This window comes from Teichococcus oryzae (assembly GCF_008386565.1).
GTDB classification, from domain to species: domain Bacteria; phylum Pseudomonadota; class Alphaproteobacteria; order Acetobacterales; family Acetobacteraceae; genus Pseudoroseomonas; species Pseudoroseomonas oryzae.
Genome location: NZ_VUKA01000001.1, coordinates 1,262,430 through 1,289,299 on the forward strand (window position 1 = coordinate 1,262,430; position 26,870 = coordinate 1,289,299).

Below are 26,870 nucleotides of genomic sequence, written 5' to 3' on the forward strand. Positions count from 1 at the left end.
TATGCCAGCCTTGAGAGGCGCCGACATGTCCCAGACCGATCACACCTGCCCTGACCTTTCCCCACGCCGCCGGCGCTTGCTGTTCCGCGCGACGCATCGCGGCACAAAGGAAGCCGACCTGATGATCGGTGGCTTCGTGGCGCGAAACATCGCCGCCTTCACCGAGGCCGAGCTGGATGAGCTTGAAGCGGTGCTGGAGCACCTGGATGTGGATCTGGCGGAATGGCTGTCCGGCCGCAGACCGATCCCGCCGGAGGCGATGACGCCGATGCTGGCCCGCATGGCCGAGGCCTGCTCCGCCCTGGGGGCGGGCGTGCCGGAGAGCGTGCGCCGCGCATGACGGCCCTGACCGTCTTCGGCGCGCCGGAAGGTTTCGACGCCCTCCTGCTGGCCCGCCGCCGGGCCGAGGCGGAAGGCTTCGTGCTGCATGTCTGCCGGGATGACGCCCGCGTCGCACGGATGCAGGACGGGTTGTCCTTCTTCGCCCCGGATGTCGAGGTGCTGCGCTTCCCCGCCTGGGACGTGCTGCCCTATGACCGGATCTCGCCGCATGCCGAACTTGTGGCCGAGCGCATGGCGACGCTGGCGCGGCTGGGGGAAGCCGGGGCGCGACGCTGCATCGTGCTGACCACGGTCAACGCGCTGGTGCAGCGCGTCCCCCCGCAAGCGGTTTTCGAAGGCGCGACGCTGCACCTGCGGCGTGGCGGCCGCGTCGCGCCGGAGAAGTTGTCGGCCTTTCTGGAGGCCAGCGGCTATGGCCGGGTGGCCACGGTGATGGAACCCGGGGAATACGCGGTGCGCGGCGGCATCATCGACCTGTACCCGGCCGGGCAGCCCGAGCCCGTGCGGATCGACCTGTTCGGCGACGAGATCGAGAGCCTCCGCAGCTTCTCCACGGAAACGCAGCGCAGCGGCGCGCAACTCAAGGAGCTGTGGCTGCGCCCGGTGGGTGAGGTCTTCCTGGATCAGGAATCGATCGCCCGCTTCCGCACCGGCTACCGGGAGCTGTTCGGCCCCGCCGCGGGCGACGACCCGCTTTACGTCTCGGTTTCCGCCGGCCGCCGCCATCCAGGGATGGAGCATTACGCGGCGCTGTTCCATGACAGCATGGCAACGCTGCTCGATTACCTGCCGGGCGCTTCCGTCAGCCTCGACCATCAGGCCGAAGACGCGCTGGAAGCGCGGCTGGAGATGATCGAGGACCATTACCAGGCGCGTCGCAACCCGACACGCGAGGGGGAGGTGCCCTACCGCCCCGTGCCGCCCGCCCGGCTTTACCTGACGCGGCGCGACTGGGACGGCATGCTGTCGGGCGGGCCATTGCTGCGGTTCAGCCCGTTTCCCCAGGTCGATGGAGCCGAGGGGCTGGACGCCGGGGGGCGTCCGGGGCGGCTTTACTCGGAAGCGCGCGCCGCCGGGCACAATGTTTTCGCGGCCTTCAAGGAACAGGCGCAAAGCCAGTCCCGGCTCGGATTGAAGCCCATACTTGCGGCCTGGACCAAAGGCTCGCGCGAGCGGCTTGGCAACCTGCTGCGCGAGAACGGCATCACCGCGCAGGTGGCGGATGACTGGCGTGCGGCCAACCGCCTGCCGGAAGGCGTCATCGCGCTGGTCACCTTCGGGGTGGAGCGCGGCTTCACCGCCCCGCCCGGCGCCGCGCGGCAGGCGGGGATCGCCGTCACCGGTGAGCAGGACCTGCTGGGTGAGCGCATCGCCCGCCCGCCGCGCCGCCGCAAGCGCGCGGACCAGTTCATCGCCGACGCCACGGAGATCGCGGAAGGCGACCTCGTGGTGCACCAGGATCACGGCATCGGCCGTTATGACGGCCTCGCCACCATCGAGGTTTCCGGCGCGCCGCATGACTGCCTGCGCCTGGTCTATGATGGCGGCGACAAGCTGTTCCTGCCGGTGGAGAACATCGAGCTGCTGTCCCGCTTCGGCAGCGAGACGGCCGGGGCGACGCTCGACAAGCTCGGCGGCACCTCCTGGCAGAACAGGAAGGCCAAGGCCAAGCAGCGCATCGCCGACATGGCGGAGCGGCTGATCCGCATCGCGGCGGAGCGCCGGGTCAAGGATGCGCCCTCCGCCATCCCGCCGGAAGGCGCGTGGGACGAGTTCTGCGCCCGCTTCCCCTTCGCCGAGACGGATGACCAGCAGCGCGCGATCGCCGATGTGCTGGAGGATCTCGCCTCCGGTCGGCCGATGGACCGGCTGATCTGCGGCGATGTCGGCTTCGGCAAGACCGAGATCGCCCTGCGCGCCGCCTTCGTGGTGGCGATGACCGGTGTGCAGGTGGCGGTGGTGGTGCCCACCACCTTGCTGTCCCGCCAGCATTTCCGCACCTTCACCGCGCGCTTCGAGGGGCTGCCGATCAAGGTGGCCCAGCTCTCCCGCATGGTGACGGCGAAGGAGGCGGCGCAGGTGAAGGCCGGGCTCGCCGATGGCTCGATCAACATCGTGGTCGGCACCCACGCCCTGTTGGCCAAGGGCATCGAGTTCGCGGATCTCGGCCTGGTCATCGTCGATGAGGAGCAGCATTTCGGCGTGGCCCACAAGGAGCGGCTGAAGTCGCTCAAGGCCGATGTGCATGTGCTGACGCTGACGGCCACACCGATCCCGCGCACGCTGCAGCTGGCGCTGACGGGAGTGCGGGAGATGAGCGTCATCGCAACGCCGCCGGTGGACCGGCTGGCGGTCCGCACCTTCATCATGCCCTTCGATGCCGTGGTGATCCGGGAGGCGATCCAGCGCGAGCGCTTCCGGGGCGGCCAGATCTTCTGCGTGGTGCCGCGGCTGGAGGATCTTCCGAAGATGGCGGCCCGGCTGGCGGAAATCGTGCCCGAGGCGCGCACCGTGCAGGCGCATGGCCGCCTGACACCCGGCGAGCTGGAGCGGGTGATGACCGAGTTCGGGGATGGCAAGTACGACATCCTCCTCGCCACCAACATCGTCGAAAGCGGCCTGGACATGCCGGCGGTGAACACGCTGGTCATCTACCGGGCGGACATGTTCGGCCTGGCGCAGCTTTACCAGCTGCGTGGCCGGGTGGGGCGCGGCAAGCTGCGCGGCTATGCCTATCTGAGCTGGCCGGCCTCTCAGCGCCTCTCGGCCGCGGCGGAAAAGCGGCTGGCGGTGATGCAGACGCTCGACAACCTCGGCGCCGGCTTCACCCTGGCAAGCCATGACCTCGATATCCGTGGCGCCGGCAACCTGCTGGGCGACGAGCAGTCAGGCCATATCCGTGAGGTCGGCATCGAACTCTACCAGCAGATGCTGGAAGACGCGGTGGCGGACATCAAGGCGGGGCAGGGCCGCGAGGGGGAGGCGGCGGATCGGGACTGGACGCCGCAGATCAATCTGGGCTTGCCGGTGCTGATCCCGGAAAGCTATGTCGCCGACCTGCCGGTGCGCCTGGGATTGTACCGCCGCATCGGCGCCCTGGCCGGCGACCAGGAGGTCGATGCCATGGCCGCCGAACTGAGCGACCGCTTCGGCCCGCTCCCGCCCGAGGTCGAGAACCTGCTTCAGGTGGTCTCCATCAAGCATTTCTGCCGCCAGTCGGGGGTGGAGAAGCTGGATGCGGGACCAAAGGGGATCGTCGCCAGCTTCCGTGGCAACCACTTCGCCAATCCGGCCGGGTTGGTGGGCTGGGTCGCGGCACAGAAGGGCGTGGTGAAGCTGCGGCCGGACCACAAGCTCGCCATGGTGCGGGAGATGGATCTGCCGACCCGGGTGCGGGCGGCCAAGGATATGTTGGCGGCGCTGGCCAAGCTCTCGCGTCAGGCCAAGGCGGCCTGAGGCGTCAGAACTCGCCGGCTTCGGCGATGGCGACGTCCATCAACCGCTCCAGCACCTCGGGCTCCTGCGCTCCGGCGATGGCATGGCCGGCGCTGACCCCCTGGCGCCCATTCACCACGAAGCATGGCACGCCATTAATGCCCAAACGGTGAGCCCGCAGGTTTTCCGCATGGATCGCGTCCGTTTCCAGCCCGCTGGCCAGGAAGCGCTGGGCGGCGCGGTAGTCCAGGCCCTGCTGGGCAGCGATGGAGGCTAGCGTCCCAGAATGCCCGATATCGGCGCCTTCGCAGAAATGCGCGGTGAACAACGCGTCAACCATGAGCTCTGCGAGCCCGTGCTGTTCCGCGAAACGGACAAGGCGGTGCCCATCGATCGAGGATGGCACGCGGCGGATCCGCTCGAAGTGGAATTCGATCCCTTCCGCGCGGCCAAGATCCGCCATGGTCGCATGAAGACGCCGGGCGCGTTCCTCGCCGCCGAACTTCCGGGCCATGTAGTCCTGCCGCGCGGCTCCTCCCATTCCCAGGTCGGGATTGAGCAGGAAGGGCCGCCAGCGGATCTGCGCCAGGATGTCCCCCCGCGCATCGAGGGCCCGGCGCAGCCGGCGGGTGCCCAGGAAGCACCAGGGACATACCAGGTCGAAGACCACCTCGATTTCGAGTTGATGGCCGGAAGGGGAAAGCAGGTTCACCCCGCCATCATAAGCGCAGATGCACCGGATCGCATCCCCGGCATGGGGAGGATGGACTCCGGCCTCCCGACCATGGCCTTCCTCAATGAAAAGTTCAGAATCAATCTTGTAGGGAGAGCTTCTGAATCCTAGGTTCAGCTTCCTGTTTGAAAGGCCAGTCAAGACCATATGATGGCGGGGTCGCACATTGCGTTGGGCGCTGCCGCCTGGTTCGTGGCCGGTCCCAGGCTTGACCTGCCGGCGCTGGATCCCGCCTTGCTGGGCCTGTCGGTCCTGGGTGCCTTGCTGCCCGATATCGACCACCCGAAATCCTGGGTCGGCCGCCGCCTTCGCCCGCTTTCAACCATCCTGGCGATGTTTCTCGGCCATCGTGGCATCACGCATTCGCTTGTGGCGGTGGCGGGCTGCATTGCCCTCCTGCTATGGCAGGATGTGCCCTTCGGGTTCGCCGCACCCCTGGTCGTGGGCTATCTTTCGCATCTCATCGCGGATCTGCTGACGCCGGGAGGCCTGCGGCTAGCTTGGCCGCTCAGGCGCAGCTTCGCCTTTCCGCTCTGCCGCACGGGATCGCCTTTCGAGCCCCTGGTTGTGGCGGTGGCGCTTTCCGCGGCCTGGGGCTCCGCGCCGGCAGGCCTGCAATGGTGCGGGGGCTATCATCTCGCAGGGGTGGAATGGCTCCGTCTCTGCGATGACGGCACGATGCTCCCCGCGCTGCGTGCGCTGCTTGGGGGAAAGACGTCGCTCGACCAGTGGTGGCAGTTGGCGCAAGCACGCTGATGGGTTGTGGGCCATCCGCCAGCAATGGATTTTTGCTGGCGGATGGGGTGGGATTCGAACCCACGGTAGAGTTACCCCTACGGCGGTTTTCAAGACCGCTGCCTTAAACCACTCGGCCACCCATCCCGCGGAAGTGTCCTCGATCCATGGCCATCACGTCGGACACGATCATCACTTGCGGCGTTAGCGTCCCCGCCGCGAAAAGGAAAGACTGATGCGCGCCTGCTTGTTTCTTCCTGCCACCCTGATGGCCGGCATGCTGCTGATCCAGCCGGCTCTGGCCCAGGGCACGACCGACATGGAACCACCCCCAGACCTGAACGGGACCTTTGCCTTCTCGCTTGAGAACGACATGTTCGGCGGCAGCGATCGGTACTACACGAGCGGGTTTCAATTCGCCTACCGTTCTCCGTCGGCGGATCTCCCGGGCCCGTTGGACTGGCTCAACCAGCGCCTGGACTGGCTGATGGGCCCGGGTACCCTACGCTGGGGCTGGGCTCTCGGCCAAAGCATCTACACGCCGCAGGATACCGAAACGATCTGGCCCGACCCGCGGGACCGGCCCTATGCCGGTTATCTTTACGGTGCATTGTCGCTGACCCGGACGTCGGAGCGCACCTCCAACCTGTTCGAGCTGCAGGCCGGCGTGGTGGGCCCCTCCGCACTGGGCGAGTTCGTGCAGAACAATTACCACGACATCATCAACATCGACCAAACCAATGGCTGGAAGTCGCAGCTCAAGGATGAGCCGGCGTTCACGGCCTTGTACGAAAAGAAGTGGCGCGTCCCGTTGGGCACCGTTTCGGGCATCGAGACGGAGGTCATTCCCGCCGCATCGGTCAGCCTGGGCAACGTGCAGACCTATGGCGGGATTGGCGCCCTGGCGCGCTTCGGCCAGGGCCTGGACGCGGATTACGGCCCGCCGCGCATCCGCCCCGCCCTGGCCGGGTCGACCTGGATCCAGCCGCGACAGGATTTCGGCTGGTATGTCTTCGCGGGGGTGGATGGGCGCGCGATCGCCCGGGACATCTTCCTCGATGGCAATACCTGGCGCGAAAGCCGCAGCGTGGACAAGCGCATCCTGGTCGGAGACCTGCAGGCAGGGGTTGCCGTGCTGTGGCGGGGTGTCCGGCTGTCCTATACCCAGGTCTGGCGCAGCGAGGAGTTCTACGGCCAGGCCGGCACCCAGAGCTTCGGCTCGCTGAGCGTGTCCTTTCGCTTCTAGGAGTTGAAAAGGAACCACGGATGCCTGTTGCGGGAGGGGTGGCGGTCATGGCAACCACTGCGGCCATGCTTCATCGCCGTAACCTCCTGCGATTCGCCGCTCTGCCCCTTCTGGCCGGTGGCAGCGCCAGCGCCGCCTCCACAAGCTTCAGTGCCTTCCTGGAAGGCGTGGCGGCGGAGGCCCGCCGTGGCGGCGTGTCGGACAGCACCCTGCGGCAGGCCTTTTCCATCATCCAGCCCAACAACAAGGTGCTGGAACTGGATCGCAGGCAGCCGGAATTCACCCTGACCTGGGCGCAATACCGGGACGGTAGGCTTTCGACCCAGCGCATCGAGCGGGGGCGTCAGCTCTTCACCGAAAACCAGATGCTGCTCGACGCGATCTGGCAGCGCTTCCAGGTTTCCCCGCGCATCATCATGGCGATCTGGGGCCTGGAAACCAATTACGGCGGCTTCACCGGCAATTTCAACGTCATCGAGGCCTTGGCGACGCTGGCCTGGGATGGCCGGCGCAGTGAGTTCTTCCGCAAGGAATTGCTGGCCGCGCTGCGCATCCTGGAAGCCCGCGACGTTACCCCCGACCGCATGCGTGGCAGCTATGCCGGCGCCATGGGCAATCCCCAGTTCATGCCCACCAGCTTCGAGCGGCTCGCCGTGGATTTCGACGGCGACGGGCATCGCGACATCTGGGGCAGCCGCGCTGACTCCCTGGCTTCCATCGCCAATTATCTGAGCCGCAGCGGCTGGCGCGAGGATGAACGCTGGGGCAGGGAGGTGCTTCTGCCTTCCGGCTTCGACCCTGGCCTGGCTGGCCGCAGCACGCGGCGCCCGCTTCGCGAATGGCTGCGCCAGGGCGTACGCGCCGCCGATGGCAGCGAGTTGCAGGTTTTCGACATGGAGGCCTCCATCCTGCTGCCCGGCGGCCCTTCCGGGCAGGCCTTCATGGTGTACCAGAACTTCAACGTGATCCGGCGCTACAACCCGTCCGACTATTACGCCCTGGTGATCGGGCTGCTTTCCGACCAGCTGGCATGATGCGGGGATGGCGCCGGCATGCCGCCGCCTGGGGCGGCTGCATGCTGGCCTGGGGCTGCGGACCTTCGCCTTCGCCATCCATGCCCGAGGCGCGCTATATCGTCGGCGAACCCTATCAGATGGGCAGCCAGTGGTCCTACCCCAGGGAGGATTTCGCGCTGCGCGATTCCGGCCTCGCCGCGGTGGCGCTGGACCGGAGGGCAGGGCGGCGCACCCTCAACGGGGAGATCCATGACCCCGCGCGCATCTCGGCCGCCCACCGCACCCTGCAACTGCCGTCCATCGTGCGGGTGACCAATCTGGAAAACGGGCTGGAACTGCTGGTGCGCGTCAATGATCGCGGCCCCTCGCAACCCGGGCGGCTCCTGGAACTCTCCCGCCGCGCGGGCGAGTTGCTGCAGATTCCGCCATCCGGCGGCACGCAGATCGCCATTGCCGTGGAATCCGGGCCATCGCGGGCGCTCGCCGGCGCGCTGCCGGCAGTTGAGACACGTGCCCTGAAGATCGATGCCGCACCCCGGGAAGCATTGAACGCCGAGCGGCTGCCGGACCTGCCGGGCACCCGCGTGGTTGCCTTGAACCACGATGCACGCCCTTCGCGGGCGGTGGCGGATCTGCCCACGGCTTCGGGAAGTGCCGACATCTCGCTGCCGGAGCAGCCCTGGCGCGTCGCCGCGCGGCCGGGCCGCCTGATGATCCAGGCCAGCAGCTTCAACAACAGGGCGGATGCCCAGCGTCAGGCCGCGCGGATCGGCGGCCGTGTCGAGACGCTGGGGCAGGGGCGGCGCGCGGAGCACCGGGTCCGGCTCGGGCCGTTCGCCTCCGCGCCGCAAGCTGATTCCGCTCTTGAGGCGGTACTGAGATCGGGCGTATCCGATGCCCGTATCGTCATCGACTAGAAGCGCCGGACCATGGAGACATCAGCGATGCCGCTCCGCCGTGAACTCCTTTGTGGCGCCGCCTGGATGCTGGCCGGGGGGATGCTTGCCGGCCCGGCCCTGGCCCAGCGGCGGCCGGCCCAGCGCGCCGCCCCCGCCGCGCCGCCCACGACGCCGGCGACGACCCCTCTTGGGCCGGTGGACACCCAGGCGCGGCAGGCTTTCCTGATCGATGCCGAAACCGGCGCCGTGCTGCTGGAGAAGAACGCGGACGAACGCATGCCGCCTTCCTCCATGTCGAAGCTGATGACGATGTATGTCGTGTTCGACATGCTGAAGCAGGGGCGGCTTCGGCTGGACCAGGAACTGCCGGTCAGCGAGACAGCCTGGCGCATGGGCGGCTCCAAGATGTTTGTCGAGCTGGGCAGCAGCATCAGCGTCGAGAACCTGGCGCATGGCGTCATCGTGCAGTCGGGGAACGACGCCTGCGTGGTGCTGGCGGAAGGCATCAGCGGCAGCGAGCGTCAATTCGCCGAGCTGCTGAACGAGTATGGCGCGCGCCTTGGCCTGAAGGGCAGCACCTTCCGGAATGCGACTGGCTGGCCCGATCCGGAGCACCGGATGACGTGCCGTGACCTCGCCACGCTGGCGCAGCGGATCATCGCCGACTTCCCGCAATACTACAAAATCTACAACCAGCGTTCCTTCACCTGGCATGGCATCACCCAGGAGAACCGCAATCCGCTGCTGGGCCGCGTTGCCGGCGCGGATGGCCTGAAGACCGGCCATACCGAGGATGCCGGCTATGGCCTGACCGGCACGGCCGAGCGTGGCGGCCGTCGCCTGATCCTGGTGGTGAACGGCCTCAACTCCATGCGCGCGCGCGGCGAGGAATCCGAGCGGCTGCTGGAATGGGGCTTCCGCGAGTTCGAGAACGTCACCCTGTTCCGCACGGCCGACACGATCGAGGCGGCACCGGTTTATCTGGGCGAACAGGCCGCCGTGCCGCTGGTTGGCGGCCGGGATCTGGTGCTGACCCTGCCGCGGCAATGGCGGCGCAACCTGGCGGTGAAGCTGCGCTACAACGCGCCGGTTCCGGCGCCGGTGGCCAAGGGCCAGGAGCTTGGACAACTGGAAGTCTCAGGTGACGGCGTGCCTCCCATGACCCTGCCGCTCTACGCGGGCGCCGATGTGCCCCGCCTGGGCCTGGTGCAGCGCATCCCCGCCGTGATCAGCCGCATGGTCTCGGGCTGAAGTGACGCGCGGCTGTTTCATCACCCTGGAAGGCGGCGAGGGGGCGGGCAAGACAACGCTGGCCCGGGGCCTGGCGCGGCATCTCGCCGGCCATGGGCATGCCGTGCTGCGGACGCGGGAGCCAGGCGGCGCGCCCGGGGCCGAGGCGTTGCGGGCCCTGTTGCTGACGCCGGGCCTCGACTGGGACCCGGTGGCGGAAGCCATGCTGATGTTCGCGTCCCGGCGGGAGCACTGGATCAAGACCATCCATCCGGCCCTGGAGGCCGGGGCCTGGGTGATCTGCGACCGGTTCTTCGATTCAACCCTGGCCTATCAATGCGCGGGGCGGGGCCTGGACCAGGGGATATGGCGCGCCCTGCGCGACCTGTCCCTGCCGGGGATCGCGCCGGATGCGACGCTGATCCTTGATGTGGACCCTGGGCTTGGCATGGCGCGCGCCATGCGGCGCAGCGGCCCGGATCGTTTCGAGCAACTCGACGGCACCTTTCATCGGAGGGTCCGAGATGCCTTCCTGGAGATCGCGCGGCGGGAGCCGGGGCGCTGCGTGGTGCTGGATGCGGCCCGGGCCGAACAGGACATCCTGAGCGACGCCCTGCTGGCGCTTCGCCGAACTCTGGGCGCACCGCCGTGATGCCCCCCGAGCCTCCCGGCAACCCGCTGTTGTTCGGCCATGAGGCGGCGGCGAGGATGCTGGCCGCCACGGCCGGGGACGGGCGTCTTCACCATGCCTGGCTGTTCACTGGTCCCCTGGGCGTTGGCAAGGCAACGCTGGCCTATCGCTTCGCCCGCTGGCTCCTGGCGGGACGGCCGGAGGCGGCTGAGCCCCTGGCATTGGCGCAGGACAACACCGTGTTCCGCCGCGTTGCCGCCGGCACGCATGCCGATCTGAAAGGCCTGGCGCCAACCTCGGGCAGCGGCGTCAAGCTGATGATCCGCGTGGACGAGGTGCGGCAGGTGCCCCGCTTCCTGGGCCTGACCGCGGCCGAGGGGGGCTGGCGCATCGTCGTGGTGGAGCAGGCGGAGGCGATGAACGCCGAGGCGCAGAATGCGCTGCTGAAGACGCTGGAGGAGCCGCCGGCCCGCGCCCTTTTGCTGCTGACCACATCCGCCCCTGACCGGCTGCTGCCGACCATCCGCAGCCGGTGCCGGCGGATCGACCTTTTCCCCCTGGCGGAAGCCGAGATGCTCGGCCTCGCGGAGGAATGGCTTCCCGATCTGTCGGCACAGCAGCGCGCGGTGCTGACGGAAATCTCCGCCGGGGCACCGGGCCGCCTGCTGCGCCTCGCGGAAGGCGATGGCCTGGCGCTGCATGAGCAGGTGCAAGGTTTCCTCGCCGAGCTTCCGCGGCCCGATCCGCGGCGGCTGCACCAGCTGGCCGACGCCCTGGCTGCCAAGCGGGACGGCACTGCCTTCGTGACCTTTGTGGAATTGCTGCGCGACCGGCTGGGCACCGCGATCCGGCAGGCGGCGCGGGGCATCCCGGCACCTTCCTTCCTGTCCGCCCGCCCGCTTGCCGAGTGGGCCACCCTGTGGGACACCCTGGGGCATCTGGCCATCGAAACCGAAGCCCTGAACCTCGACCGCAAGCAGGCGGTCCTGAGCGGCCTTTCGCAGCTGGCCTCACGTTGAGGACCAAGAGCATGAACACCGAGCGGCGCACCTACCTGACCACGCCGATCTATTACGTGAACGACAAGCCGCATATCGGGCATGCCTACACCTCCCTGGCGACCGATGTGCTGGCGCGCTGGCGCCGCCTTGCCGGCGACGAGGTGTTCTTCCTGACCGGCACGGACGAGCACGGCCAGAAGGTGGAGAAGGCCGCCGAGACGCGCGGCATGGAGCCGCAGGCCTTCACGGATCAGGTGAGCCAGGCTTTCCGCGACCTCGCGCTCCGCATGAACTTCTCCAACGATGCCTTCATCCGTACCACGGAGGAACGCCACAAGGCCGCCTGCGCCGCGCTGTGGCTCCGGCTGAAGGAAAAGGGCGAGATCTATCTCGGCCATTACGAAGGCTGGTATGCCGTGCGCGACGAAGCCTTCTACGGGCCGGACGAGATCACCGAGAAGGACGGCCGGAAATTCGCGCCGACCGGGGCTCCGGTGGAGTGGGTGAGGGAGCCTTCCTACTTCTTCCGCCTGTCCGGCTGGCAGCAGAAGCTGCTGGATTTCTACGAGGCCAATCCAGACTTCATCGCGCCGGCGACACGCCGGAACGAGGTGATCAGCTTCGTCAAATCCGGCCTCACCGACTTGTCCATCTCCCGCACCTCCTTCACCTGGGGCGTGAAGGTGCCGGGCGATGAGAGCCATGTGATGTATGTGTGGCTCGATGCGCTGACCAACTACATCACCGCGCTCGGCTATCCCGATGAAGCCGCGCCCTTGTGGAAGTTCTGGCCGGCCGATGTGCATTTTGTCGGCAAGGACATCCTGCGCTTCCATGCCATCTACTGGCCGGCTTTCCTGATGGCGGCCGGACTGCCGACGCCAAGGCGGGTCTTCGCCCATGGCTGGTGGACCAATGAAGGCCAGAAGATCTCCAAATCCCTCGGCAACGTCATCGATCCCCTGGCGCTGGTGGATGAGTTCGGCCTGGACCCGGTCCGCTTCTTCCTGCTGCGGGAGGTTCCCTTCGGCAATGACGGCGATTTCAGCCGGCGGGCGCTGATGGGGCGCCTGAACAGCGACCTGGCCAATGACCTCGGCAATCTGGCGCAGCGGACGCTGACGCTGATCCAGAAGAATTGCGAGGGACGGCTGCCGGCGGCCGGTCCACTGGATGTCAGCGACCAAGCCATCCTGGATCTCGCCGCCGCCCTGCCGGAACAGGTGGAGGAGGCGCTCAGCCGCCAGGCCTTCCACGAGGCGCTGGAGCGGATCTGGACGCTGTCGCGCCTCGGCAATTCCTGGATCGACGCGCAGAAGCCCTGGGCCTTGCGCAAGACTGATCTGCCCCGCATGGCAACCGTGTTGCGCCATCTGCACACCGCCCTGCGCACGCTGGCCACGGTGCTGCAGCCCTTCATGCCGGACACGATGCGCCGGATGCTCGATCAGCTTGGGGTGCCGGAGGAAGCCAGGAGCCTCGCGGCCCTGTCCACCGCGCTTCCGGACGGGCTGGCGCTGCCGCCGCCAAGCCCCTTGTTCCAGAAGATCCAGGACGAACCCGCCTGATGCTGGTCGATAGTCACTGCCATCTCGACTACTTCACCGAGGCGGAGATCGAAACCATCCTGGAGCGGGCCCATCAGGCCGGTGTCGCCGAGATGGTGACCATCGGCGTCCGCATGTCCCAGGCCGCGGCCGTGAAGGCGCTGGCGGACCGCTTCCCGTCCGTCTGGGGCACGGTGGGGGTGCATCCGCAGAATGTGGGCGAGGGGCCGTTGCCAAGCGTGGAGGAGATCGTCCAGGCGGCCGATCATCCCAGGATCATCGGCATCGGCGAGAGCGGCCTCGATTACTTCTATGACAAGGCGCCGCATGAGGTGCAGCGGGACGGCTTCCGGCGGCATATCCACGCCGCGCGGCAAACCGGACTCCCGCTCGTGATCCATGCGCGGGATGCCGATGACGACATCGCCACCATGCTCCGGGAAGAACATGCGGCCGGGGCCTTTCCGTTCCTGCTGCATTGCTTCAGCTCGGGTCCGAAGCTCGCGGAAATGGCCGTCGATCTGGGCGGCTACCTGTCCTTTTCCGGAATCGTAACATTCCCGAAATCCGGGGAGCTTCGCGAGATCGCCCGCGCTGCGCCGGTGGACCGCCTGCTGGTGGAAACGGATGCGCCTTACCTGGCGCCCGTGCCTTTCCGCGGCAAGCGGAACGAGCCATCCTACGTGCCGCACACGGCCCGGGTTCTGGCGGAACTGCATGACATGGCACCGGACACCATGGCGAAGCTGACCACCGCCAATTTCCGCCGCCTGTTTCCCCGGGCTGCCCGGCCGTAATGCTGAAGGTGACCATCCTCGGCTGTGGGGGCTCGGCCGGCGTTCCGATGCTGGGTGGCCCGGACGGCGCCGGGGAATGGGGACAGTGCGACCCGCGGGAGCCACGGAACCGCCGCATGCGATCCTCGATCCTGATCGAGGATGACGAGGGGCGGCGTTTGCTGGTGGATGCAGGGCCGGACCTGCGGGCGCAGCTGCTGGCCAACCAGATCGGCCGGATCGATGCCTTGCTGATCACTCATGGCCATGCGGATCACATCATGGGCCTGGACGAGATCCGGCCGCTGAATCGGGCCGTTGGCGCCGCCATTCCGGTTTATGCGACGGCGGAAACCATGGCCGCGTTGCAGATGCGCTTCGACTACATCTTCCGGCCGCCGACGCCGCCCGTGTTCTTTCGCCCCGCGCTGACGCCGATCACCGTGGCGCCGGGGGAGCAGGTAAATCTGGCTGGCCACCAGACCCTGTTGTTCCGCCAGGACCACAAGGTCATGGAAACGCTGGGCCTACGGATCGGCAGCTTTGCCTATTCCACGGATGTGGTGGCCATGCCGGAAGCCAGCCTGGCCAGCCTGCGGGATCTGGACACCTGGATCGTCGGTTGCTTCCAGCGCCACCCGCATTCGGTGCATGCCCATGTGGATCAGGTGTTGCAATGGGTGGAGCGGCTGCGGCCACGCCGCACGATCCTGACCCATATGGGGCACGACATGGACTGGGCCTGGTTGCAAGCGCATCTGCCTGCGGGTGTCGAGGCCGCCTATGACGGCATGGCGTTCACTACGCACTGATTTTACATAATATTCCTTATGCGGCATTCAGATCCACCTGTCCGCCGGAGCCTTCTTGTCATGGATGATGCCACCGCCGCCCTGCGCGATCTGCTTTCCATCATGGCGAGGCTCCGCGCTCCCGATGGCTGCCCCTGGGACCGCGAGCAGGATTTCGCCTCCATCGCTCCCTACACCATCGAGGAAGCCTTTGAGGTGGCGGATGCGATCGAGCGCCACGACCTGCCCGGCCTGCAGGATGAGCTTGGGGATCTTCTGCTCCAGGTGGTGTTCCATGCCCGGATGGCGGAGGAACAAGGCGCCTTCGACTTCGCGGCCGTGGCACGCTCCATCAGCCAGAAGATGATCCGGCGGCATCCCCATGTGTTTGGCGAGGCCGCGAGCCGCGACACGGCGGAACAGAACGAGGCCTGGGAGCGTCAAAAGGAAGCCGAGCGTTCCGCCCGACAGGAAATTGGCACCCTGGCCGGGCTTCCCCGCAACCTCCCTGCCCTGGTCCGTGCCGTGAAGCTTACGCGGCGTGCCGCCCGGGTCGGCTTCGACTGGCCCGATGCCGACGCCATCCTGGCGAAGCTGGCCGAGGAAACGGCGGAGTTGCGGGCCGAATTGGCCACCAGGCATCGGGAAAGGCTGGCCGACGAACTGGGCGACATGTTCTTTGTTCTGGCCAACCTCGCGCGCAAGCTTGAGATCGACGCCGAGGCCAGCCTCCGGCATGCCAATGCCAAGTTCGAACGCCGCTTCAAGGCCATGGAGGCCCTGGCGGCGGCCGAGGGCAAGACCCTGGCCGACCATGAGCTGGACGGAATGGAAGATTACTGGCGCCGCGTGAAGGAGGCCGAACGCGGCGCCTGATGCTCAATCGGCCAGCAGCGCCGCATGCAGCATCTGCCAGCTCTGCCGGTCCGGCGCCGCCAGAAGGCCGCCATCCGTGTGTTCCGGCCGATAGTCGCTGCCATCGAAGCACGCGCTGTAGCCGCCGGCTTCCCGGTGCAGCAGCCAGCCCGGAAGATGGTCCCACGGCATCAGCCGGTGATACGCGACGGCATGGGCGCCACCGGAGGCGACAAGGCGATATTCATGCGCCGCGCAGCGGAAATGGACCCCTCCGGCCAGCTGGGCCATCCGCCCCGTCAGGCGTGAGCGCACAGGTTCCCGCATATAGGTCCAGCTGATGCCGGCGATCATCTGTTCCAGCGGCACAGGCGGCGCCACCCGCAGCGCGGCGCGGTGACCATCCGGCGCCTCGATCCAGGCGCCTTCGCCACGCAGGGCGATGGCGGTGTCGTCGCCCATCGGGTCGTGGATCCAGGACGCCACGACCTCGCCCTTCCAGATGGCCGCCACCATGCAGCCGAACAGCGGCACCCCCGCAGCAAAATTGGCGGTGCCATCGACGGGGTCCACGACGAACGCAAGCTCCGCCCTGGTCCAGCCGGACAGTAGCGCCGGGTCGGCCGCGCAGGCTTCCTCACCAATGACCGCGGCGTTGGGGAAGCGGCGCCGCAACTCGGCCGCGATCCGATGTTCCGCCGCCTCATCGGCATCGGTAACAAGGTCGGTGGCGCTGCTCTTGATGCGAATGGCGCCGGCGGCCAGGCGCCGGAAGCGCGGCTTGATCTCGGCGGCGGCGACATCCCGCAGCATGGCGGCGATGTCGGAGGCCGCCTGATGATTGAAGCGCAAGATAGCGGCCTTTCAGCTTTGTTCGAAGCGGGCGCGGTCGGCCGGCGCCAGGCGCACCGTCAGCAGGATGCCGGCATCGGTATCCTCCCGGCTCAGGACCTCGCCATGCTGGTAAAGCCACGCCATGCGGGCGCCATCCTCCACCGCCAGGGCGTATTCCACGGTTTCCATCCCCGCGGCCAGCCGCGCATCCAGCGCGGCCCGCAGAGGGTCCAGCCCCTCACCCGTCAGGGCCGAGACGGCGATGGAAAAGGCGTCATCAGTGCCGGCGACCGAGGCGGCACCGCCCAGCAGGTCCGCCTTGTTGAGAACCTCGATGGTGCGCCTTTGCCAGTTCTCATCCAGCGCCGGGTCCGGCCCCGTTGTCATCTCGTTCAGCACCGAGATCACGTCGCTCCGCTGCGCTCCAGTATCCGGGTGCGCGACATCGCGCACATGCAGGATGATGTCCGCTGCCGCCACCTCCTCCAGAGTGGCGCGGAACGCCTCGATCAGCTGGGTGGGCAGGTCGCTGATGAAGCCCACCGTATCCGACAGGATGACCGTGCGGCCACTGGGCAGGCGAATCGCCCGCATGGTCGGGTCCAGCGTCGCGAAAAGCTGGTCCTGCGCATAAACGCCGGCGCCGGTCAGGGCATTGAACAGCGTGGATTTGCCGGCGTTGGTATAGCCGACCAGCGCAACCATCGGGAATGGGACCTTGGAACGCGCGGAGCGATGCAGGCCGCGGGTCCGGCGGACCTGCTCAAGCTCGCGCTTCAGCTTCACGATGCGCTCGCCGATCAGCCGTCGGTCGATCTCGATCTGGCTTTCGCCAGGTCCACCCAGGAAGCCGAAGCCGCCGCGCTGGCGCTCAAGGTGTGTCCAGGAGCGCACCAGCCGGGTGCGCTGATAGTCGAGATGCGCGAGTTCCACCTGCAGCGCGCCCTCGCGCGTGCGGGCCCGCTCGCCGAAGATCTCCAGGATCAGGCCTGTCCGGTCGATGACCTTGCAGTTCCAGGCGCGTTCCAGGTTGCGCTGTTGCACCGGTGAAAGGGCGGCATCGACTACCACGACACCGATGCCGTGCTCCTCGATGGCGTCAGCCGCCATCTCGACCTGGCCCTCGCCCAGCAACGTCGCCGGCCGCCGGGCGCGAAGCGGAAGAACCGCGCTGTGAACAATGGTCAGGCCGATGGAAGCGGCCAGGCCGACCGCTTCCGCCAAGCGGGCATCGGCGGCGCGCATGGCGGCCCGCCCATCGGAAAAGGAAAGCACCCCTTCGCCGGCCGCGCCGGCACGAAGGAGGCGTTCATGGGGCAGCAGAACCGCGGCAAGCTGTGGCTTGCCGTGGGTCGCCGCGCCGGAATTAGTCGGAGGTGCCGACAGGATTGGCCTCGCGTTGCAATGTCATCGTTCCCTCACGCGTCACCGACACGGTGGCGCCCGCCGGCGGTGCTGCCCCCTGCCCGGCCGCCGCAGCGTCGAACAGCATGATGGGCGCGCCCGGCATCACCGTGCTGATTGCATGCTTATAGACCAGCTGCGTATGCCCGTCGCGGCGGAGAAGAACGGAAAAATTGTCGAACCAGGTGATGATGCCCTGCAACTTCACGCCATTGACCAGGAAGATGGTAACCGGCGTCTTGCTCTTGCGGACATGGTTCAGGAACACGTCCTGAACATTCTGGGACTTCTCGGCGGCCATAGGCTCGGTCCTTCTTTTTCTTGGCGAACCGGTGCGATCCTCCCGTTACGGGACAACGCCGGGCAGGTCACATGGCTACGCCCCGGTGGGCGGGGATGCCCACCGGTTCGGCCGCAAGATCATGCATGCAGGGGTGTCTTGGCAAGTCCGCGCAGGCAGTTTGCCAATTCATGACCATCCGCGAAGGCCACATCCGGCGCCAGTGATGCAACGCCGCCATCATGCGCCGCGTCACCCAGAAGGACCGCACGGCAGCCCGCGGCGCGCGCCGCCTGAAGATCCACCCCTGTATCGCCGACAAACCAGACATCCGGCCCAGGCCGCACGCCCATGCGCCGCAGCGCCAGCAGCACGGGCGCGGCGGATGGCTTGTCGGCTTCGGCGTCACCCGCCCCGATGATGGCCGTGAAGCGGCCTGTCCAGCCGAGATGCTCGGCCTCGGCCCGCAGGATCGGCCCCTGCTTGTTGGAAACGAGACCGAGGCTCCAGGCGGCCGCCGCGTCGAGGGCCTCGATCGTTCCGGGCAGCGGCGTCAGCGTTTCCAGATGGCGGGCACGGACCTCGGCATAGAAGAGATCCTTGGCCCGTTCCCATTCGGAACCGAAGATGGCGGGGAAAGCGTCGCGCAGCGAAAGCCTTGCGCGGGCCCGCACTTCCTCGACAGACCATTCCGGCAGGTCGAAGGCGCGCAGGGCCGCGTTCATGCCGGCCTGGACCCCCTTCCAGGCATCCACCAGCGTGTTGTCCCAGTCCCACAGGATGGCGGCGGGAGGGTTGAGCGGCGTCGGCCTCATGCGGCGTTCGCCGTGGCGCCCTTCACATGGCGGGCGAAGATGTCAAAGAGCTGGCGGGTCACCGGCCCGGGGCGGCCATCGCCCAGCGGTGTTCCATCGATCCGCAGGATGGGCTTCACGAAAGAGGTGGCGGAGGTCAGGAACGCTTCCCGCGCGCGGGACAGATCGTCCAGGCTGAAGGGCGTTTCCGCGAAGGCGAGGCCAGCCTCGCGCAGTTCCGCCATCAGCGCGTCGCGCGTGCAGCCCGGCAGGATGTCCTGCGACAGGTTCCGGGTACGGAGAGCGCCAGCCTCGTCCACGATCCAGAAGCTGGTGGCGGCGCCCTCGGTCACCAAGCCGGTGGCCTCGTCGAACAGGATCGCCTCGATGGCGCCCTTTTCGCGGGCCGCCTGGCGGGCCAGCACGTTCGGCAGGAGGTTGGTGGTCTTGATGTCCCGCCGCGCCCAACGGAGGTCCGGCAGGGTGACCGCGTCGCCGCCCCAGGTCTCGATACTGCTGGGATAAGGCTTGATACGCTTCACCGTGACCACAAAGGCTGGCGGCACGGGCATCTGCGGAAAGGCATGGTCGCGCCGCGCGACGCCGCGCGTGACCTGCATGTAGAGAAGGCCTTCGGTGACGCGATTGCGCCGCGCCACCTCATGCAGCACATGCAGCAGCGCCTCGCGGCTCATGGGCATGGGCAGCCGGATCTCGCCCAGCGAACGCTCCAGCCGGTCCAGATGGCGCTTCTCATCGATGAAGCGCCCCTTGTAGAGGTGGACGACCTCGTAGATGCCATCCCCGAACTGGTAGCCGCGATCCTCGATGTTCACGCTGGCCTCGCGCTGCGGCAGGTAACGGCCATTCACATAGGCGATGCGGGACATGCCCTGATCTCTTTTGCGGCGAGTGGAAGAAGGCGTGACCTTGGCGCCAAAGCTCCGCCCCGGCAATGCCGCGCCGGGATCAGGCCAGGGATGCCCGGTCCTCAGCCTGCACGCCGAGGAATTTCAGCTTCCGGTGCAGGGCGCTGCGCTCCATGCCGACGAAATTGGCGGTGCGGCTGATGTTGCCGCCGAACCGCAGAAGCTGCGCTTCCAGGTATTGCCGCTCGAACAGTTCACGCGCCTCGCGCAGCGGCAGGGTCATGATCTCCGAGGAACGGTCAAGCTTCAGCGCGGCCGGCGCGGCGGAGCCGACTTCCGGCGGCAGCATCTCCGGCCGGATCGGCTCCCCCGGGCCGCCGGGCGCCATGATCAGCAGCCAGTCCACGAGGTTGCGGAGCTGGCGGACATTGCCCGGCCAGTCATAGGCCTGCATGGCCGCCAGCACGTCCTCGGACAATTCGCGCGCCGGCACGCCCGACGTGCCCGCGGAACGGGCCATGAAATACCGCGCCAGCACCGGCACGTCCTCCCGCCGCTCGCGCAGCGGCGGCACCCTCAGCGGGACCACGGCGAGACGGTAATACAGGTCCTCGCGGAACCGTCCGGCGGCGATCTCGGCCGAAAGGTCGCGATTCGTGGTGGCGATGACGCGAACATCCACCTTCACCCGCGTGGCGCCACCCACCCGCTCGAAGCCCTGTTCCTGCAATGCACGGACGATCTTGCCCTGGGTTTCGAGCGGCATGTCCGCCACCTCGTCCAGCAAAAGGGTGCCGCCATGCGCGCGCTCCAGCACACCCGCCCGGCGGGGCGGCGCCTGGGGGTCCGAACTGGACTCGACGCCGAAAAGCTCCTCCTCGAAGCGAGCCGGATTCAGGGTGGCGCAGTTCAGCGCCACGAAGGGCTCGTGGCTGCGCCGGGACCGCGCATGGATCATCCGAGCCGCCACCTCCTTGCCGACGCCCGCGGGGCCGGAAATCAGCACACGGCTTCCGGTCGGCGCCACGCGCTCGATGGCCGAGCGCAACTGGCTGATCTGCGAGGAATGGCCGATCAGCTCCGTTTCGGCACCGGCCCGCAGCTTCAGCTCGCTGTTCTCGCGCTTCAGCCGCGCGGCTTCCAGGGCCCGCTCCGCGATCAGCAGCAGGCGGTCCGACTTGAAGGGCTTCTCGATGAAGTCGTAGGCGCCCTGCTGGATGGCCTGCACGGCGGTCTCGATGGTGCCATGGCCGGAGATCATCACCACGGGAACCTGGGGTTCCTCACGATGCATGGCTTCCAGGATGCCGAGGCCGTCCAGCCGCGAATTCTGCAGCCAGATGTCAAGGATCACCAGGCTTGGGCGGCGGGCGCGGAAGGCCGCGAGGGCGGTATCCGAATTCTGCGCAACCCGGGTTTCATAGCCTTCATCGGACAGGATGCCTTCGATCAGCGCACGGATGTCCGGCTCGTCATCGACGATCAGGATCTCATGCGCCATGACGCTGCATCTCCGTAGCTTGTTCCGTGGCTTCAGCTTCCACCGGGCGGCGGAGCAGGATCAATGTGGCGCGTGTGCCGGGCAGAACAGTTCCCTCCGGCGTCTGCCGCTCGGTCAGCACCAGCTTTCCGCCATGGTCCTCCATGATCTTCTTAACAATGGCAAGACCAAGGCCGGTTCCTTTCGGCTTATGGGTCACATATGGCTCCGTCAGCCGCTCCCGCTCCTCCCCTCCGGGGAGGCCGATGCCGTCATCCTCCACCGCCAGGACCACGCTGTCGTCCAGCAGTTCCACCGCCAGGATGATACGCCCGGCGCCGCCCTCCGGCTCCGCCTGGCGGCGCATGGCAACCGCATCGGCGGCGTTGGTCAGCAGATTGGTCAAGGCCTGCCCGATCAGGCGGCGATCACAGGCTATGCGCGGGCAGTCGGCGGGGATGCGGGTCTCATAAACAATATCGGGATGGGCATGCTGTTGCAGGATCAAGGCTTCCCGGGCGAGCTGGCCGATGGGCTCTGGCCGGATCACCGGCTGCGGCATGCGGGCGAAGGCCGAGAATTCATCGACCATGCGCCCGATGTCTTCCACCTGCCGCACAATGGTGTCCGTGCAGGCCCGGAAGGTATCTGGATCGGACTGGATCTCCTTCAGGTAGCGCCGCTTGAGCCGCTCGGCCGATAGTTGGATGGGTGTCAGCGGGTTCTTGATCTCATGCGCGATGCGGCGGGCCACGTCGGCCCAGGCAGCCTTGCGCTGGGCCGACAGCAATTCCGTGATGTCGTCGAAGGTCACGACATAGCCCGTGACCTGACCGCCCTGCATCTCGGCGCCGATCTGGGCCAGCAATGTGCGGCGGGCGGAAGCGGGGCCGATGCGGATCTCCGCGGTGCGCAGCCGGTCCGGCGCGGCCCTGGCCTGGCCGAGCGCCTCGGAAAACTCCGGAACAACCTCCGAAAGCTTCCGGCCCAGTTCGGCCTCAAGATCCAGGCCCAGCAATTCGCTGGCCGAGCGGTTCGGCAGGTTGATGTGGCCTTCCGCATCCAGCCCGATCACGCCGGCCGACACGCCGGACAGCACCGTTTCGGTGAAGCGCCGGCGCTCATCGATCTGGCGATAGGCTTCCATCAACTCGCTGCGCTGCGCCGCCAGCTGGTTGGTCATTCGGTTGAAGGCGCGGGACAGGGTGCCGACCTCGTCATTCGGCTCGCCCTCGGCCACGCGCACCGTGAGGTCACCGCCGCGCACCCGGTCCGCCGCCACGATGAGGCGGGCCAGCGGCCTGGCGATCTGGTTGGCCATGACCAGCCCCACCAGCACCGCCGCCATCAGTACCAGCAGGGCGGCGATGGCGAAGATCATGGCAAAGGTGATCTGCAGGCCTGAACGGTTGCGATCGAGCTGGTCGTATTGCCGGAAGGCGCGTTCCGTCCGTTGCATGTGCTCGATAACGCCTGGATCAACCGGACGGCCGATCAGCAGCATCAATCCCTGACCGATATCGAGCTCAACCAGGGCACGCACCCTGCCCTCCTCGGACTCGCCTGGCAGCACAGCCACCTCGCCGCTTCTCGCCAGTTCCATGGCCCAGGCGGGAAGCGGGTCCAGCACGGCGCTGGTGGTCAGCCCGGCATGGGATATGACGCGGTGTAGGGTCGGCTCGAACACCACGGATTCGGTCAGCCCCCGCAGGGCCGTATGCGTGGCCAGGATCTGCGCGAAGCCATACTGGTTGGTGTCCAGCAGCCGCCCGGCGCGGTTCAGGTCGGCCGCCATGGCCAGCGCGTCGGCCCGGATGGTGTTGCGGTGTTCGTCCAGATAGGCGCGCGAGGCGACCAGGCTGGCTTCCAGCGTGCTGCGCACGCGGTCGCTGAACCAGGCCTGGATGCCGAGGTTGAAGAACACGGCGGCGAACACCGCCACCAGCAGCGCGGGCACCACCGCGACGACGCTGAACAGCATCACCAGCCGCACATGGAGCCGCGACCCGGCTGAGCCGCTGCGCCGCTCGGCCCAGACACGCACCAGACGGGCAATCAGGGAAACCAGAAGCAGCAGCAGGAACAGGGCGTTGATCAGCACCATCGCCACGACCTGCCCAGGCCGGGTGGGGCCGAACGGGCTGCCGCCGGACAGCAGCGTGAAGGTGCCGAGGCCGAGCAGCAGCGCGCCCACGGCCAGCGCCAGGGTGACGCCGCGGCCCAGCAGGAGGTCAAGGATGCGCCGGCCGGAAGGCAGGCGACCTGTCGCCAGGCGCGGCGCTCGGCTCACGACAACCCGCGCACCACGGGAAGATCCAGTTCACGGATCTTCTTGCGCAGCGTGTTCCGGTTCAGGCCGAGCATGGCGGCCGCCTTGATCTGGTTGCCGCGGGTGGCCGCCAATGCCAGCCGCAGCAGCGGGCGCTCCACCTCGGACAACACCCGCTCATACAAGTCGCGGACGGGAAGGCCGTCCTTCTGCGCGGCCACGAAGGTGGTCAGGTGTCGCTCCACGGCCTGTTCCAGCGTTTCAGATGTGCGGGTTTCCGGATCTGCCAATGGCTCGGCCTCCGCCAGCTCGGCATGAACGGAATCGCCGCCGATCACCTCCTGTGGATATAGCGCGGCCAGGCGCCGCATGAGGTTCTCCAGTTCGCGCGCATTGCCCGGCCAGGAATGCTGCCGCAGCCGGTCCATGGCACTCTGGTCGAGCTGCTTGGCCGGCAGCCCCGAGGCCCTGGCGCGGTCCAGGAAGTGCCGCGCCAGGAGGGGAATGTCCTCCGCCCTTTCGCGCAAGGGCGGCAGGCGGATGGGAACGACGTTCAGGCGATAAAACAGATCCTCGCGGAACAGCCCCTGCCGGATCGCCTGCCGCAGATCGCGATGCGTCGCCGCGATGATGCGGACATTGGCCTTGATCGGATTGCGCCCGCCGACGGTGGTGAACTCGCCTTCCTGCAGCACGCGCAGCAGGCGGGTCTGGGCCTCCGGCGGCATGTCGCCGATCTCGTCCAGGAACAGCGTGCCACCGGCCGCCTGCTCGAAGCGGCCGACGCCGCGCGCCAGGGCGCCAGTGAAGGCGCCCCGTTCATGGCCGAACAATTCGCTTTCGATCAACTCACGCGGGATGGCCGCCATGTTGATGGCGACAAAGGGCCCGGAGCGGCGGCGGCCGTAATCATGCAGGGCGCGGGACACCAGTTCCTTTCCGGTGCCGCTTTCGCCGGTGATCATCACCGTCAGGTCGGTGGTCGTGAGGCGCGCCACGGTCCGGTAGATTTCCTGCATGGCCGGAGACCGCCCGATCAGGGGCAGGCGCTCTCCCTCCGCCTCTCCGCCCTCCTGCGCAACCGGGCTGGCCGGCGCTGACAGGGCGCGCGCAACAACAGCCAGCAGCTCCTTGAGATCGAACGGCTTCGGCAGGTATTCGAAGGCGCCGCGCTGGGCTGCCTTCACGGCCGTCACGAAGGTCGATTGCGCCGACATGACGATCACGCGCAGATCGGGCCGGATGCGCTTGATCCGCGGCACCAGGTCCAGGCCGTTCTCGTCGGGCATCACCACATCGGTGATCACCAGATCACCGGTCCCTTCCTCCACCCAGCGCCACAAGGTCGAGGCGGAGGAAGTGGCACGCACCGTGTAGCCGGCCCGCGCCAGGGCCTGCGACAGAACGGTTCGGATGGCACGGTCGTCATCGGCCACAAGAATGGTGCGGGATTCGTTCATTCGTCTCGGGTCTTGAGCGTCGGCATGGAGCCGGCCGGGATCATTGGCAGGGAAAGGCGGAACACGGTGCGGCCGGGGCGGCTGTCACATTCGATCAGGGCACCCATATCGGCCACCAGCTTGGCCACCAGGGCAAGGCCAAGGCCCTGCCCGCCCCTCTTGGTGCTGATGAAAGGCTCCCAGATCGTTGCCTCGACCTCCTCGGGAATGCCGGGCCCGTTGTCGCGGACGCTGACACGGAGCGGCAGGTGAACGCGTTCCGGCGAGCCGGGAACGGCGATCCTGACTCCATGGTGATAGGCCGTGGAAAGATGGATCTCACCATTTTGTGGATCAACGGCTTCCGCTGCGTTCTTCACCAAATTCAGCAGGATCTGGATCAGGAAATCCCGGTTGCCGAACACTGGCGGCAGCGACGGATCATAATCCTGGACAACACGCAGGCCGCTGGCGAAGCCACGCATCGCGATGCGGCGAACATGGTCCAGCACCTCGTGGATGTTGACCGATGTCCGCTCCACCGGCTGTTCCGAGAACATCTCCATGCGCTCCACCAGGGAACGGATGCGATCCGCTTCATCCTGGATCAGGACGCAGAGCTCGCGGTCGGCCTCGTTGGCGGATTGCTCCAGCAACTGCGCGGCGCCCCGGATGCCCGAAAGCGGATTCTTCACCTCATGGGCCAGCATCGCCGCCATGGCCGAGGCTCCGCGGGCCGCGCCGCGGAAATCCAGTTGCCGCTCAAGGCTTTGCGCCTTGCTTCCGTCCTGAAGGCTGAGCACAACGGCACCCGGCAATTCGGGAAAGGGCGCGCCATGCGCCGCGACGCCGCTCCGGTGCAGCCGCGGGCTTTCCAGCGTCATGTTATGGTCGGACACCGGAGCATCCTGGCCGCGAACCTGGCTGACGAGGGAAAACAACCGGCTATCGGACGGAATGAGTTCATCAAGGCCGATCTGCGAAAGGGAGCTGGCCGAAAGCTGGAAGAACTGCTCGGCCGCGGAATTGGCGAAACGAAAGCGGTTCTCCAGATCCAGCACCACCACCGGAACCGGCAGCGCCGAAAGAAGCGCAACGGCATCAGGCACGAAGGAGCTGTCGCCCGCTCCCACGCGCCGGCCCAGAGCGGGAGCGTTCATGCCGCCAGCGAAGCCGATTCAACTTCGCGGAATGCGTCCCGGACGGCCTCCACACCATTCTCGATGAGGGGACGGTAGAACCCTTCCAGCAAGGCCTCGACCGCCGGCACCGTGTCCGCGCGGTTGATTTGAACCCTGAACTCCGCTGAGCCCGGCAAGCCTCTGGAATACCAAGCAAGATGCTTGCGCGCCAGGCGGATGCCGGGATTGGTGCCGTGGTGCTCCAGCATGGCGTGGTAATGGCGCAGCAGGATATCGTACTGGGTTGCCAGCTCGGGTTCGGGCAGATCCTCCTGGCCAGTCAGATAGGCGGCCGTGCGCGCCAGCAGCCAGGGGCGGCCATAGCAGCCGCGTCCGATCATCACGCCGTCGGCCCCGGATTGCCGCAAGGCCTCCGCGGCATGCTCCGGCGTCAGGATGTCGCCATTGGCGATCACAGGGATGCCGACCGCCTGCTTCACCTTCGCGATGAAGGCCCAGTCGGCGGTGCCGGTGTAGAACATCTGCCGCGTGCGGCCATGCACCGTCACCATCCGGATGCCGGAGGATTCCGCGATCTGCGCCAGCCGGGGGGCGTTGAGGCTGTTGTGGTCCCAGCCCATCCGCATCTTCAGGGTCACCGGGACATCCACGGCCTTGACCACCGCCTCCAGGATGCGGGCGGCACCGATCTCGTCCCGCATCAGGGCGCTGCCGGCCTGCTGCCCAACCGCCACCTTCTTCACGGGGCAGCCGAAATTGATGTCCACGATGGCGGCACCATGGTCCACGGCCAGGCGCGCCGCCTCGGCCATCACCGCCGGATCGCAGCCCGCCAGCTGCACGCTGGCCGGGCCGCCGAAGCCATCGACCTCGGCCATCTTCAAAGTTTGCCGGTTCTCCCGGACCATGGCCTGGCTGGCGATCATCTCGCTCACCACCATGGGTGCCTGCAACTCGCGGCAGATGCGCCGGAAGGGCAGATCCGTCACGCCCGACATGGGGGCCAGGATCACCGGCGCCTCAATCCGGATCGGCCCGACCATGATCGGTCGCAGGCGCGGCTCGGATGCCGTCGGACGGTTCGGAAGGATGCTCATGATTTGGGCAAGTTAGCCGCAGCGC

General features: G+C 67.4%; 24 protein-coding genes and 1 tRNA gene. 13 read left to right on the top strand and 12 right to left on the bottom strand.

Features of this window, described 5'->3' with window-relative positions; translation table 11 throughout:
* Positions 1-25 precede the first annotated feature (25 nt).
* Both F0Q34_RS05855 and mfd read left to right on the top strand, forming a co-directional pair.
* The gene (locus F0Q34_RS05855; protein ID WP_149811131.1) at positions 26-340 is read left to right on the top strand and encodes a succinate dehydrogenase assembly factor 2; all 315 of its coding nucleotides are present in this window, start codon (positions 26-28) and stop codon (positions 338-340) included.
* Positions 337-3,798, top strand: a complete 3,462-nt coding sequence (gene mfd, locus F0Q34_RS05860; protein ID WP_149811132.1) for a transcription-repair coupling factor — start codon at positions 337-339, stop codon at positions 3,796-3,798. The genes F0Q34_RS05855 and mfd overlap by 4 nt, the downstream gene beginning before the upstream one ends.
* A 4-nt stretch (positions 3,799-3,802) precedes the next feature.
* Here mfd and F0Q34_RS05865 read toward each other — a convergent pair whose 3' ends face one another.
* Positions 3,803-4,489, bottom strand: coding sequence for a DsbA family oxidoreductase (locus tag F0Q34_RS05865; protein WP_241665328.1), 687 nt, complete (start codon positions 4,487-4,489; stop codon positions 3,803-3,805).
* A gap of 171 nt (positions 4,490-4,660) precedes the next feature.
* Between F0Q34_RS05865 and F0Q34_RS05870 the strand changes: the two genes are divergently transcribed.
* Complete coding sequence (locus F0Q34_RS05870) at positions 4,661-5,266, top strand: metal-dependent hydrolase (RefSeq protein WP_241665329.1); 606 nt, start codon at positions 4,661-4,663, stop codon at positions 5,264-5,266.
* Between the two features lie 36 nt (positions 5,267-5,302).
* On the opposite strand, the gene F0Q34_RS05875 is transcribed toward F0Q34_RS05870, so the two are convergent.
* Positions 5,303-5,392: transfer RNA gene (locus tag F0Q34_RS05875), tRNA-Ser, on the bottom strand.
* Positions 5,393-5,480: 88 nt separating this feature from the next.
* On the opposite strand from F0Q34_RS05875, the gene F0Q34_RS05880 reads away from it, so the two are divergent.
* The 10 genes from F0Q34_RS05880 (at position 5,481) to mazG (ending at position 15,258) form a co-directional block, all read left to right on the top strand.
* A complete protein-coding gene (locus tag F0Q34_RS05880; protein ID WP_149811135.1) occupies positions 5,481-6,491 on the top strand; it encodes a lipid A deacylase LpxR family protein in 1,011 nt (336 codons plus the stop codon).
* 47 nt (positions 6,492-6,538) lie between these two features.
* Entirely contained in the window at positions 6,539-7,525 is a 987-nt protein-coding gene (locus F0Q34_RS05885) for a lytic murein transglycosylase (protein ID WP_241665330.1), read from the top strand.
* Between the two features lie 80 nt (positions 7,526-7,605).
* Positions 7,606-8,424: a septal ring lytic transglycosylase RlpA family protein gene (locus F0Q34_RS05890; RefSeq protein ID WP_161600781.1), complete on the top strand. Its 819-nt coding sequence runs from the start codon at positions 7,606-7,608 to the stop codon at positions 8,422-8,424.
* Positions 8,425-8,451: 27 nt separating this feature from the next.
* Positions 8,452-9,657 carry a D-alanyl-D-alanine carboxypeptidase family protein gene (locus F0Q34_RS05895; protein WP_149811137.1) on the top strand — a complete coding sequence of 402 codons (1,206 nt, stop codon included), beginning with the start codon at positions 8,452-8,454 and terminating at the stop codon, positions 9,655-9,657.
* A 1-nt stretch (position 9,658) separates the two neighbouring features.
* A complete protein-coding gene (gene tmk, locus F0Q34_RS05900) occupies positions 9,659-10,288 on the top strand; it encodes a dTMP kinase (RefSeq protein ID WP_149811138.1) in 630 nt (209 codons plus the stop codon).
* Positions 10,288-11,286, top strand: coding sequence for a DNA polymerase III subunit delta' (locus F0Q34_RS05905; RefSeq protein WP_174241981.1), 999 nt, complete (start codon positions 10,288-10,290; stop codon positions 11,284-11,286). The genes tmk and F0Q34_RS05905 overlap by 1 nt, the downstream gene beginning before the upstream one ends.
* 11 nt (positions 11,287-11,297) lie before the next feature.
* Entirely contained in the window at positions 11,298-12,836 is a 1,539-nt protein-coding gene (gene metG / locus F0Q34_RS05910) for a methionine--tRNA ligase (protein ID WP_149811140.1), read from the top strand.
* Complete coding sequence (locus F0Q34_RS05915) at positions 12,836-13,612, top strand: TatD family hydrolase (protein WP_149811141.1); 777 nt, start codon at positions 12,836-12,838, stop codon at positions 13,610-13,612. The genes metG and F0Q34_RS05915 overlap by 1 nt, the downstream gene beginning before the upstream one ends.
* A gap of 2 nt (positions 13,613-13,614) precedes the next feature.
* Complete coding sequence (locus tag F0Q34_RS05920) at positions 13,615-14,403, top strand: MBL fold metallo-hydrolase (RefSeq protein WP_149811297.1); 789 nt, start codon at positions 13,615-13,617, stop codon at positions 14,401-14,403.
* 60 nt (positions 14,404-14,463) lie between these two features.
* A complete protein-coding gene (mazG, locus tag F0Q34_RS05925) occupies positions 14,464-15,258 on the top strand; it encodes a nucleoside triphosphate pyrophosphohydrolase (protein ID WP_149811142.1) in 795 nt (264 codons plus the stop codon).
* A 3-nt stretch (positions 15,259-15,261) separates the two neighbouring features.
* Here mazG and F0Q34_RS05930 read toward each other — a convergent pair whose 3' ends face one another.
* The 10 genes from F0Q34_RS05930 to dusB form a co-directional block, all read right to left on the bottom strand.
* Positions 15,262-16,089, bottom strand: a complete 828-nt coding sequence (locus F0Q34_RS05930; protein WP_149811143.1) for an inositol monophosphatase family protein — start codon at positions 16,087-16,089, stop codon at positions 15,262-15,264.
* A 12-nt stretch (positions 16,090-16,101) separates the two neighbouring features.
* Positions 16,102-17,316 (bottom strand): GTPase HflX, encoded by a 1,215-nt coding sequence (hflX, locus tag F0Q34_RS05935; protein ID WP_149811144.1) that lies wholly within the window; start codon positions 17,314-17,316, stop codon positions 16,102-16,104.
* A 121-nt stretch (positions 17,317-17,437) separates the two neighbouring features.
* Positions 17,438-17,776, bottom strand: a complete 339-nt coding sequence (gene hfq, locus F0Q34_RS05940; RefSeq protein ID WP_149811145.1) for an RNA chaperone Hfq — start codon at positions 17,774-17,776, stop codon at positions 17,438-17,440.
* Between the two features lie 119 nt (positions 17,777-17,895).
* The gene (locus tag F0Q34_RS05945; protein ID WP_149811146.1) at positions 17,896-18,570 is read right to left on the bottom strand and encodes an HAD family hydrolase; all 675 of its coding nucleotides are present in this window, start codon (positions 18,568-18,570) and stop codon (positions 17,896-17,898) included.
* Complete coding sequence (locus tag F0Q34_RS05950; RefSeq protein ID WP_149811147.1) at positions 18,567-19,439, bottom strand: D-amino-acid transaminase; 873 nt, start codon at positions 19,437-19,439, stop codon at positions 18,567-18,569. Before F0Q34_RS05950 ends, F0Q34_RS05945 begins: the two co-directional genes overlap by 4 nt.
* A gap of 79 nt (positions 19,440-19,518) precedes the next feature.
* Positions 19,519-20,919 carry a nitrogen assimilation response regulator NtrX gene (gene ntrX, locus F0Q34_RS05955; RefSeq protein WP_149811148.1) on the bottom strand — a complete coding sequence of 467 codons (1,401 nt, stop codon included), beginning with the start codon at positions 20,917-20,919 and terminating at the stop codon, positions 19,519-19,521.
* The gene (locus F0Q34_RS05960; RefSeq protein ID WP_149811149.1) at positions 20,909-23,188 is read right to left on the bottom strand and encodes a sensor histidine kinase NtrY-like; all 2,280 of its coding nucleotides are present in this window, start codon (positions 23,186-23,188) and stop codon (positions 20,909-20,911) included. The genes ntrX and F0Q34_RS05960 overlap by 11 nt, the downstream gene beginning before the upstream one ends.
* Complete coding sequence (gene ntrC, locus F0Q34_RS05965) at positions 23,185-24,627, bottom strand: nitrogen regulation protein NR(I) (RefSeq protein WP_149811150.1); 1,443 nt, start codon at positions 24,625-24,627, stop codon at positions 23,185-23,187. The genes F0Q34_RS05960 and ntrC overlap by 4 nt, the downstream gene beginning before the upstream one ends.
* Complete coding sequence (locus F0Q34_RS05970) at positions 24,624-25,766, bottom strand: two-component system sensor histidine kinase NtrB (protein ID WP_149811151.1); 1,143 nt, start codon at positions 25,764-25,766, stop codon at positions 24,624-24,626. Before F0Q34_RS05970 ends, ntrC begins: the two co-directional genes overlap by 4 nt.
* A complete protein-coding gene (gene dusB / locus F0Q34_RS05975) occupies positions 25,763-26,845 on the bottom strand; it encodes a tRNA dihydrouridine synthase DusB (RefSeq protein ID WP_149811152.1) in 1,083 nt (360 codons plus the stop codon). The genes F0Q34_RS05970 and dusB overlap by 4 nt, the downstream gene beginning before the upstream one ends.
* Positions 26,846-26,870 lie beyond the last annotated feature (25 nt).

Excerpts from the sequence above, each read along its gene's own strand:
- F0Q34_RS05945 (WP_149811146.1), bottom strand. The coding sequence starts at position 18,570 with ATGAGGCCGACGCCGCTCAACCCTCCCGCCGCCATCCTGTGGGACTGG.
- F0Q34_RS05905 (WP_174241981.1), top strand. The coding sequence starts at position 10,288 with ATGCCCCCCGAGCCTCCCGGCAACCCGCTGTTGTTCGGCCATGAGGCG.
- F0Q34_RS05885 (WP_241665330.1), top strand. The coding sequence starts at position 6,539 with ATGGCAACCACTGCGGCCATGCTTCATCGCCGTAACCTCCTGCGATTC.
- F0Q34_RS05890 (WP_161600781.1), top strand. The coding sequence starts at position 7,606 with ATGCCCGAGGCGCGCTATATCGTCGGCGAACCCTATCAGATGGGCAGC.
- F0Q34_RS05870 (WP_241665329.1), top strand. The coding sequence starts at position 4,661 with ATGGCGGGGTCGCACATTGCGTTGGGCGCTGCCGCCTGGTTCGTGGCC.
- F0Q34_RS05970 (WP_149811151.1), bottom strand. The coding sequence starts at position 25,766 with ATGAACGCTCCCGCTCTGGGCCGGCGCGTGGGAGCGGGCGACAGCTCC.
- hfq (WP_149811145.1), bottom strand. The coding sequence starts at position 17,776 with ATGGCCGCCGAGAAGTCCCAGAATGTTCAGGACGTGTTCCTGAACCAT.
- F0Q34_RS05880 (WP_149811135.1), top strand. The coding sequence starts at position 5,481 with ATGCGCGCCTGCTTGTTTCTTCCTGCCACCCTGATGGCCGGCATGCTG.
- F0Q34_RS05915 (WP_149811141.1), top strand. The coding sequence starts at position 12,836 with ATGCTGGTCGATAGTCACTGCCATCTCGACTACTTCACCGAGGCGGAG.
- ntrC (WP_149811150.1), bottom strand. The coding sequence starts at position 24,627 with ATGAACGAATCCCGCACCATTCTTGTGGCCGATGACGACCGTGCCATC.
- dusB (WP_149811152.1), bottom strand. The coding sequence starts at position 26,845 with ATGAGCATCCTTCCGAACCGTCCGACGGCATCCGAGCCGCGCCTGCGA.
- F0Q34_RS05950 (WP_149811147.1), bottom strand. The coding sequence starts at position 19,439 with ATGTCCCGCATCGCCTATGTGAATGGCCGTTACCTGCCGCAGCGCGAG.
- mazG (WP_149811142.1), top strand. The coding sequence starts at position 14,464 with ATGGATGATGCCACCGCCGCCCTGCGCGATCTGCTTTCCATCATGGCG.
- ntrX (WP_149811148.1), bottom strand. The coding sequence starts at position 20,919 with ATGGCGCATGAGATCCTGATCGTCGATGACGAGCCGGACATCCGTGCG.
- hflX (WP_149811144.1), bottom strand. The coding sequence starts at position 17,316 with ATGCGCGCCGCCGATGCCCGCTTGGCGGAAGCGGTCGGCCTGGCCGCT.
- F0Q34_RS05895 (WP_149811137.1), top strand. The coding sequence starts at position 8,452 with ATGCCGCTCCGCCGTGAACTCCTTTGTGGCGCCGCCTGGATGCTGGCC.
- mfd (WP_149811132.1), top strand. The coding sequence starts at position 337 with ATGACGGCCCTGACCGTCTTCGGCGCGCCGGAAGGTTTCGACGCCCTC.
- F0Q34_RS05855 (WP_149811131.1), top strand. The coding sequence starts at position 26 with ATGTCCCAGACCGATCACACCTGCCCTGACCTTTCCCCACGCCGCCGG.
- metG (WP_149811140.1), top strand. The coding sequence starts at position 11,298 with ATGAACACCGAGCGGCGCACCTACCTGACCACGCCGATCTATTACGTG.